Origin of the sequence: Methanofollis sp., from assembly GCF_028702905.1 — an archaeon.
In the GTDB taxonomy this organism is placed as follows: Archaea; Halobacteriota; Methanomicrobia; order Methanomicrobiales; family Methanofollaceae; genus Methanofollis.
The window spans coordinates 1-7762 of record NZ_JAQVNX010000098.1; the positions used below are offsets into that span (position 1 = coordinate 1).

A 7762-nucleotide genomic window follows, 5' to 3' on the forward strand; every position below is an offset into this window, starting at 1 on the left:
TGGCAATCATGCCGCCGAGAAATGCGGCCGCGGTCTGCCACACACCGAGGCCCTCCTGCGCGAGAGGGAGGAACTCCACAAAAGAGACATAGATCATCACCCCGGCCGAGAAACCGAGCCCGACCGAGAGCATCCGGGTGTTTGTCCTGCTGGTGAAGAGGGCGGCAAGGCTTCCGATGCCGGTCGAGAGGCCGGCGAGCAGGGTCAGCCCGAAGGCCACCCAGACGGAGGCGGGGTCGGTCATCATGCAGGCAGGGAACCGATCGCCCGCACGGTTCTAATATTCACCGGTGGCGTTTCTCGAAGCGGGACTTTGTGCAGAACGCTGAGAAGTGCTCAAGTGTTCCTGCAGGACAGCCCCCTTTGCCGAAGTATTCGACCAATATTCCGATCTGCTCGATGGTCTCGGGATGGAGTTCGTGTTCCATGAAACACGCGTCTTTATCGGCGACGCCCTCGGGCACTTTGATAAGCATCAGGAAGGACTTGAGGGTGTCATGCCGTGACTTGATCACCCGCGCGATCCTCTCGCCCTCGGGCCTGAGGGTCACACCTTCGTACCGCCTGTACTCCACAAGGCCCATGGCGTCGAGTTTCTGGAACATCTCCACGACGCTGGAGGGACTGACGTCGAGTTCGCCTGCAACGTCCTTTGTCCGGGCATAGCCCTTTTCAAGGGAGACGTTCAGGATCGCCTCCAGATAGTCTTCGGCTTTTCTGGTGAGGGTGGTCACACCCTGTACGTTGGCCATACTCCATCAAAAATGGTTGGTCAGGCCTCCTGCCTCTGATTGAGGAGGAGCCAGCCGACAAGGAGAACAAAGGGCAGCAGGAGGACTGCCGGGCTGTACGGCGGCATAAAGCCGGCGACGAAACCCTCGATCGAGTTGAAGAATGCCTCGCTCTCCTCTCCCGCCGGGATGCCGCCACAGATCATACCGAAGATATCGCACCCGGCGATCAGGCCGACCATCGCCGCACCGAGGACGGCGGTGGCGCGGCGATCGAGATCGCCGGATGAGCGGGTGCCTGCGAGGAGGAATAGTCCTCCGAGGGCGACGACCAGACCGCCCCATACCCAGCGGAAGAAGTCGTCACCGGTGATCTCAAGGATGCCGATACCGACCGGCCCGGTGCCGCCCGCCCAGACAAGGACGTCGGCAAGGCCGAGGACGAGTGCCGCCGCTCCGACGAGGGCGGCACCGACGGATGCGATGGTATATGATCTCTTCATTTATGCCACCCCGAGGAGGATGCCGATACCATGGATCGCCCCGCCATATGCGAAGACGACCACAACAAGGGTCGCAATGGCCGCCAGGAGTTGTTTCCAGCCCTCACGGAGCATGACCACGAAGGTGGCCACGCAGGGGAAGTAGATGGAGATGAGGACAACCGAGGTGATCATCTGGTACGGCGTCATGGCGATGGTGGAGAGTTGTGCGACCGCCAGATCCTTTCTCAGGAAGGCGGCGATCAGAGGCCCGGCCGTCTCCTTCGGCACCCCGAACCAGGTGACGAAGAGGGGGGCGAGGAGATCGGAGAGCGCCTGGATCACACCGGCGAGGTACAGGAGATTGACGATGAGGATACCGAGCCAGACGAAGGGGATCGCCTCCTTGAGGAAACTCTTTGTCCGGTTCCAGAGTTTCTTCCCCACATTCTCGCATGTCGGCCAGCGGTACGGCGGGACGTCGATGAGGATCTCGGGGTTCTCCCCCGGTATCAGGCGGTTGAGGAGGAAGCCGAAGACCGCGAAACCGATGAGAAGATACAGGATGACCCAACCCACCGATTCAGGGATGACGGCGAGCATGATGCCGAGCTGTGCCCCGCAGGGGACGAAGATCGCAAGGAGCGTCATCATCAGGAACCGCTGCTTCTTCGTCTCCAGCACCCTGGTGGCGGTGACGGCCGGGACATTGCACCCGAGGCCCAGGATCGTCGGGACGATTGCATAGCCGTGGAGCCCGATCTTGTGGAGGAAGGTGTCGGCGAGAACCGCAAGCCGCGGCAGATACCCCGAGTCCTCAAGGAGGGTCATGGTCAGGTAGAAGACGAGCACCGCCGGGAGGACGACCCCGAGGGAGACGAAGAGCCCTGACGTCAGGACACCGAAGGCCTCGAAACAGTTGTCAGCAAGGGGGTCGCCGACGAAGAGGAAGTAATGGATGCTGTTCGGGTCTGGCCAGACGCTCTGGAGCCAGGGGAGCCAGCGGTTGTCGAAGAACTTGACCATGAAGCCGTCGGTGACGAGGTCGCCTGCGAACGAGCAGAAGACGCTCCAGAAGGCGTACAGGACGGCGAGGGCGACCGGCAGGCCGGTGAGCGGTTTGACGGTGAGATCGCCGAGGGCGTCGGCAAGGCCGCGGCGCGAGACGCCGGTCGAGACGACCTTGCGTGCGACCTGGTCGACGAGGTCCCAGCGCCGGTCTGCGGTGAGGCCCATCAGTGGCACCCCCCGCAGCCCGCGCAGCCTGAACACCTGCTCATACGGGCGGTCTCGGGCGAAGAACCGTTTGCTCGTGCGGCGATAGCGTCGATGTCGGCGGTTTGCGCCTTCCTGAGCATCCCTGCCAGATCCTTGATCCCTTCTCCGACCGTGGCCGAGGTCTGGACGACAGGGACGCCGAGGAGGTTCTGCAGGCGGCGGGCGTCGACTGCGATCGATTTCGCGCGGGCGGCGTCCATCATATTGAGGACGACAAGAACCGGCGCACCCCGCTCGATCACCTCGAAGCCCAGGTAGAGCCCGCGTTCCAGGCGGGTGGCGTCGAGGACGAGGAGCACGACGGCGTCGGGGTGTTCTTTCAGGATATGGACGGCCACGTCTTCGGCGGCGTCCCGCGGTTCAAGCGAGTAGGCGCCCGGCACGTCGATGATCTCATAGGTCGCGCCGCCTTCGACGAGGGTGCCCCTCATAACGTCGACGGTCGTGCCCGGATAATTGGAGACGACGGCCTCGGCACCGGTGAGTCGGTTGAAGAGAGCGCTCTTGCCGACATTGGGGTTCCCGACCATCAGGACGGTCCGGGAGTTCGTGTGCTTTTTGCTCATGGTGTTGTCGCTCCAGAACTTCAGGCATCGACCACAACCAGGGCGGCGATCTCAAGGCCCATGGCGACCTCTACCCCTTCCGCAAGGACGACCACCGGCCCCTTGATCGGTTGCCGGGTGATCATCTCCAGGCGTTTTCCTTTTCTGATTCCAAGGCAGTTTAAATCGTGACGGGAACCACGGAGCTCGATGACAACCCCGCTCTCGCCATATTCCATCTCTTTCAGTTTCTTCTGCGTCATACAACCTCTCAACGATAATCTGTGCCGCCATCCTCCTGCCGAGCACGACCTCGCCGTCGCCACTCTGGACGACGATGGGACCGAAGGTGGAGGAGACCATGGTGACGGTGCGGCCGACCTGAACACCGCGGAGGGCGAGGTGCTGGATGAAACCGTCCCGACCATGAATATCGATGATCCGTGCACGATCACCGGATGTGAGTTCAATCAGCTGCATGCAGGATGTTCCTCGACAATAGTGTGGATATTTCGAGTCATATGAGGACTGCCCGAAAGATCTTCGGGATTTTTCAGGGAGCGAAATATCTTTCGGATTTTGACCATTTTTCCGAAAGATCCGAAGGGTGCAGAAAAGGGTCTGAAAGAAATACAGGCAGAAAAGGGTCTGAAAGAAATACAGGCAAAAAAAGGTCCATCAGTCCTCCCGTACCGACACCAGGTGCGTGAAACATAAGGAGGGTGTGAAACACGGTATTGGTGTATGGTCCCGGAGACCTATCGTCCCGACCACCCTGGGACTCGCTTCCGGCACAATCCGAGGATTTTTTGATAATTACCATGGTATTCCCCTGACATGCACGAGGCGCTGGTGCGGCCCGAGCAAAGGAGTATCACAGATTCCCGGCGATCTTCACATCGTCTCACCCCCTGGCGAGGTGGCCGTTCGATCCCCGGCCCTGCCCGACGCCTGCCCGAAGATGACCCTGAGAACTTCAGGGATCTCGTCGGGATTCTTCACTCCTCTGATCGAGGCAACAACGCTCATGCACCGTCCTCCGCGGGTGCGTCCATTCTGCCTGGTTTCCCGGACCTTGTCCTGGCTGTGTTCATGTCTCTGCATCTATGGTCGGGTATTCGGGGTTGATGTACTCTTCCCGAAGACTATTCGGGAATTCGAAGGCCATTGAACACTTCGGGCGGAGGTGAGGTAACCTTCGAGAACGAATGAGTCAGGTCCCGTGCAGGTCGGACGCCACCCGCCCGGGGCAGGTTGGAACCATCATAAAACCACATATTGTGCCTCAGATTACGATTTTGAGCACAAATAGGTGCGAATTTTCTCGCAGTCATGGGATCATATATGTATTGAGGGGATCCACTCATGGTCATGCGACCTATGAAGGACACCATGCGAAAGGCCCTGCCCCTGGCGGGTACGGCCATCGTCCTCGCCGCGTGTCTCCTTGCCGCCGGATGTACGGGGCAGGCACCGGGGGGCAAAGACAATGAAACGGTCCAGGGGATCGACCTGAACGGCACCGCCTGGGACCTCGTCTCGTATGCACAGAACAGTTCGATGGTGAACGCCCTCGAAGGAACTCCGGTCACCCTTGCGTTCGGTGAGAACACCACGGCCGGGGGTTCGGCCGGGTGCAACCGCTACTCCACCTCGTACAGCGTAGACGGCACGGCGATCACCTTCGGCCCTGCGATCTCGACGCAGATGTACTGCATGAAACCGGGCGTGATGGAGCAGGAGAGCGCGTATCTCGGCCTCCTCAACACGGTGAAGACCTATGAAGTCAAGGACGACACCCTGACCTTCTTCGACGAGAAGGGCACCGCTGTCCTGGTCTTCAAGAAGCATGTGCCGCCTGAGCCCGAACCGCTCGTCGGGACGGACTGGGAACTCCAGTGGTACAATGACGGCGACGCCGTCGTCTCGGTCATCGCCGGTTCCGAAGTGACTGCCGTCTTCGACGAGGACGGAAAGGTCGCCGGGTCGGCCGGGTGCAACCGCTACTTCGCCTCGTACACGGTGAACGGCACTGAGATGACCATCGGCCAGGCGGGATCGACACTGATGGCCTGCACGGACGAGGACGTCATGAAGCAGGAGAGCACCTACCTCAGGCTTCTTGGAACGGTTGCCTCCTTCTCGATCGAGGGAGAGGAACTGACCCTGATGAATGCGAACGGCACGAAGGTCCTGATGTTTGCGAAGGCCGTTCCTCCTGAGCCAAAGCCCCTGACAGGGACGAACTGGACCCTTGAGTCTCTCCACACCGGCGATGCTGTCAGCTCGGTCATCGCGGGTTCGGAGATCACCGCCGTCTTCGACGAGGACGGAAGGATCGCCGGGTCGGCCGGGTGCAACCGCTACTTCGCCACATACACGGTGAACGGCACTGAGATGACCATCGGCCCCGCAGGATCGACACTGATGGCCTGCACGGACGAGGATATCATGAAGCAGGAGAGCACCTTCCTGTCACTCCTCGAATCAGTGGCCTCCTTCACGATCGAAGGCGACAGGCTCTCGCTCCGGGATGAGAACGGCACGGCAGTCCTCGTCTTCAAAGAGGCACAGGCCCCCGTCGCCCTGCCCCTCGTGGGCACCACCTGGGTGCTTGACACCTACCACCTTGGAGACATCGCGGTGCGGGTCATTGAAGGGACTGAGATCACTGCAGTCTTCGGGGAAGACGGGAAGGTCACCGGATCGGCCGGGTGCAACAACTACTTCGCGACCTACAACCTCTCGGGGTCGTCCCTGACATTCGGCCCGGCAGGGTCCACGAAGAAGATCTGCGCTGAGCCCGAGGGGATCATGGAGCAGGAGGAGAGGTACCTGTCGATCCTCAAGGCCGTGAGGAGCTACGAGATCGAAGGGAACCAGTTGAAAATGCTCGACATGAACGGCTGGCGGATCTTTGCCTTCAATGCGAAGGTCTGAAACTCCCCACTTTTTTGATTCACTCCCTCTCGCCTTGACCCTCCTCCTTGTGAGGGTCAGGGAGAGGAGAGCATCTCTCTACACTGGTCCCTTTGGATATCCCATCTGGATCCTGCCTGACCGGACGGTCGTCAGCAAACTCCCTGCAGGCAAGGAGGGCAAGGAAGGGCAGGGCCATGATCCAGTAATGGAGATATTGCCGGATCAGGATAGTCAGAACAAATAGGAAGGCAAAAAGGCATAGAGCTTTTTCAGAAGGTGTCCTGAGCCCTCGCCGGGCAACGCTCGCGCCGGCAAAGAGGATGGTCGGCAGGACCATCGCAATGCTTGCCACCAGATTGACGACGAAGCCGATAGGACTCTCAGAACAATAGTTCGGTATTCCTGAGATATCCGAGCCGCAGAGATAGGCCGGAGCGACTCCGCATGTCCAGAAGAGGGCATCGAACACAGTTTCAGCACCATATGCCATATACAGCACGCCGAAGGGGCTGAGAGCGGCTATCGCCACCGGGAGGACGAAGCGATGATAGCGGCGGTCACCCTCCGCTCGCATCAACAACAGGAGGGGGATTGCACCGAGGACCGCATACTGCTTGAACCCGCAGGCGAGGCCGAGGGCAAGACCCGCTCCCGCAAAACGCGATTGGCGTGCGAGGGTATAGGCGCAGAGGATCAGGAAGACCGCAAACTGCTCGCTGAAGAGAAAATATCCCTGCACCAACGCAGCACCGACAAGGTACAGGAGTCCTGCCGAATAACCGGCGACACGGCCATAGTCCTCGACCCCTATCCGCCAGAGAAGGAGGGCAGACCCCACATTCAGGGCGGCCATCACCACCGCGTCGGCGGCACTGCCAGGGACGAGATAGTCCATGAGAGCAATGGTGAAGTAGAGCAGAGGTGGTTTTGGGTCGACGAAATCGACATATGGTATCAGGCCTGCAAGGATGGTCCCGGCCATGGCATGAAAACGCTGGCCGTCGATACCGCCCCAGCCCTCGCCGATGTGGGACAGGAAAAAAGCGATGACAGCAGCGGTTCCGGCATAACTGATCAGAACGATAGCGTTCTGCAGTGAGAGAACTCCCTTCACCCGCTCGCCTTCCCATGCGGTCGCCGGGACGGGAGGTGTTCAGGCTTCGGTGCCGCGTACATGCTCAAAGATATGTTTCAAGGCATATAATGAAGGCACCGGATTAAAAGCGATTTCTGAAACCATTATCGAATGTTCAAACCAGAACGTGTACAGAAAAAGAGCAGGGAAAGGTTCGGATTTCTTACCGGAGCCCGGAAGATCCGGTCTGTATCGCCTTGCCGCCGTTCCTGTCGATGACCATGTACTCCGGGGACGGAGAGTTAGTTGCGCCCCGGACAGATCCCTCGATGACCTGCGTGGCCGGGAGGGACAGATGCGGCGGCCGGATCCCGTCCGATGCTATCCCGCCATAGAATGACCCACATTTAAATCTGGAAAAGTCGAGTTCTGGTGACCATGCCCGGCGTGGTGGAGTCTCTCGACCGAAAGAGCGGGGAAGACGGAAATCCGCGTGGGTCTTCCGGAAATTCGGGAGAGACACCGATTGGATCATGAGCGGTCTCCGGAACGTCACACACGGCGACACAAAAATAAAAGAGAGTTTTTCGGATGACCTTAGAATATATGCTCCGGTTCCAGGTACCCGGAGGAGTAGACCACACCGGTCTTGGTGTCCGAGAGGGTATACTCACTGCCGCCGTCGATAGCGATTGCACCGCTTGCCCAGGTATCGATGGGATTATCCGG

General features: G+C 59.7%; 8 protein-coding genes and 2 pseudogenes. 1 reads left to right on the forward strand and 9 read right to left on the reverse strand.

Annotated elements, in window-relative coordinates; all coding sequences use genetic code 11:
• From PHP59_RS10260 to PHP59_RS10295, 8 genes and pseudogenes are all read right to left on the reverse strand, one after another.
• A pseudogene (locus PHP59_RS10260) lies at window positions 1-247 on the reverse strand (zinc transporter ZupT); the annotation flags it as partial.
• Window positions 248-284: 37 nt separating this feature from the next.
• Complete coding sequence (locus tag PHP59_RS10265; RefSeq protein ID WP_300166646.1) at window positions 285-752, reverse strand: metal-dependent transcriptional regulator; 468 nt, start codon at window positions 750-752, stop codon at window positions 285-287.
• A 20-nt stretch (window positions 753-772) separates the two neighbouring features.
• Window positions 773-1234 carry a hypothetical protein gene (locus PHP59_RS10270; protein WP_300166648.1) on the reverse strand — a complete coding sequence of 154 codons (462 nt, stop codon included), beginning with the start codon at window positions 1232-1234 and terminating at the stop codon, window positions 773-775.
• Complete coding sequence (locus tag PHP59_RS10275; RefSeq protein ID WP_300166650.1) at window positions 1235-2449, reverse strand: nucleoside recognition domain-containing protein; 1215 nt, start codon at window positions 2447-2449, stop codon at window positions 1235-1237. It abuts the gene before it with no gap.
• A complete protein-coding gene (locus PHP59_RS10280) occupies window positions 2449-3057 on the reverse strand; it encodes a FeoB small GTPase domain-containing protein (protein ID WP_300166652.1) in 609 nt (202 codons plus the stop codon). The genes PHP59_RS10275 and PHP59_RS10280 overlap by 1 nt, the downstream gene beginning before the upstream one ends.
• A gap of 20 nt (window positions 3058-3077) precedes the next feature.
• Window positions 3078-3299 (reverse strand): FeoA family protein, encoded by a 222-nt coding sequence (locus PHP59_RS10285; RefSeq protein ID WP_366943751.1) that lies wholly within the window; start codon window positions 3297-3299, stop codon window positions 3078-3080.
• A gap of 64 nt (window positions 3300-3363) precedes the next feature.
• Window positions 3364-3516 (reverse strand): annotated as a pseudogene (locus PHP59_RS12720) (ferrous iron transport protein A); the annotation flags it as partial.
• 414 nt (window positions 3517-3930) lie between these two features.
• Window positions 3931-4065: a hypothetical protein gene (locus PHP59_RS10295; protein ID WP_300166657.1), complete on the reverse strand. Its 135-nt coding sequence runs from the start codon at window positions 4063-4065 to the stop codon at window positions 3931-3933.
• A gap of 336 nt (window positions 4066-4401) precedes the next feature.
• Between PHP59_RS10295 and PHP59_RS10300 the strand changes: the two genes are divergently transcribed.
• A complete protein-coding gene (locus PHP59_RS10300; protein WP_300166659.1) occupies window positions 4402-5976 on the forward strand; it encodes an META domain-containing protein in 1575 nt (524 codons plus the stop codon).
• Between the two features lie 19 nt (window positions 5977-5995).
• On the opposite strand, the gene PHP59_RS10305 is transcribed toward PHP59_RS10300, so the two are convergent.
• Window positions 5996-7072 (reverse strand): hypothetical protein, encoded by a 1077-nt coding sequence (locus tag PHP59_RS10305; protein ID WP_300166662.1) that lies wholly within the window; start codon window positions 7070-7072, stop codon window positions 5996-5998.
• Between the last annotated feature and the right edge of the window lie 690 nt (window positions 7073-7762).

What these genes read in the sequence shown, in the direction of transcription:
- PHP59_RS10295 (WP_300166657.1), bottom strand. Translation starts at nt 4,065, where the DNA reads ATGAGCGTTGTTGCCTCGATCAGAGGAGTGAAGAATCCCGACGAGATC.
- PHP59_RS10265 (WP_300166646.1), bottom strand. Translation starts at nt 752, where the DNA reads ATGGCCAACGTACAGGGTGTGACCACCCTCACCAGAAAAGCCGAAGAC.
- PHP59_RS10280 (WP_300166652.1), bottom strand. Translation starts at nt 3,057, where the DNA reads ATGAGCAAAAAGCACACGAACTCCCGGACCGTCCTGATGGTCGGGAAC.
- PHP59_RS10270 (WP_300166648.1), bottom strand. Translation starts at nt 1,234, where the DNA reads ATGAAGAGATCATATACCATCGCATCCGTCGGTGCCGCCCTCGTCGGA.
- PHP59_RS10285 (WP_366943751.1), bottom strand. Translation starts at nt 3,299, where the DNA reads ATGACGCAGAAGAAACTGAAAGAGATGGAATATGGCGAGAGCGGGGTT.
- PHP59_RS10300 (WP_300166659.1), top strand. Translation starts at nt 4,402, where the DNA reads ATGGTCATGCGACCTATGAAGGACACCATGCGAAAGGCCCTGCCCCTG.
- PHP59_RS10275 (WP_300166650.1), bottom strand. Translation starts at nt 2,449, where the DNA reads ATGGGCCTCACCGCAGACCGGCGCTGGGACCTCGTCGACCAGGTCGCA.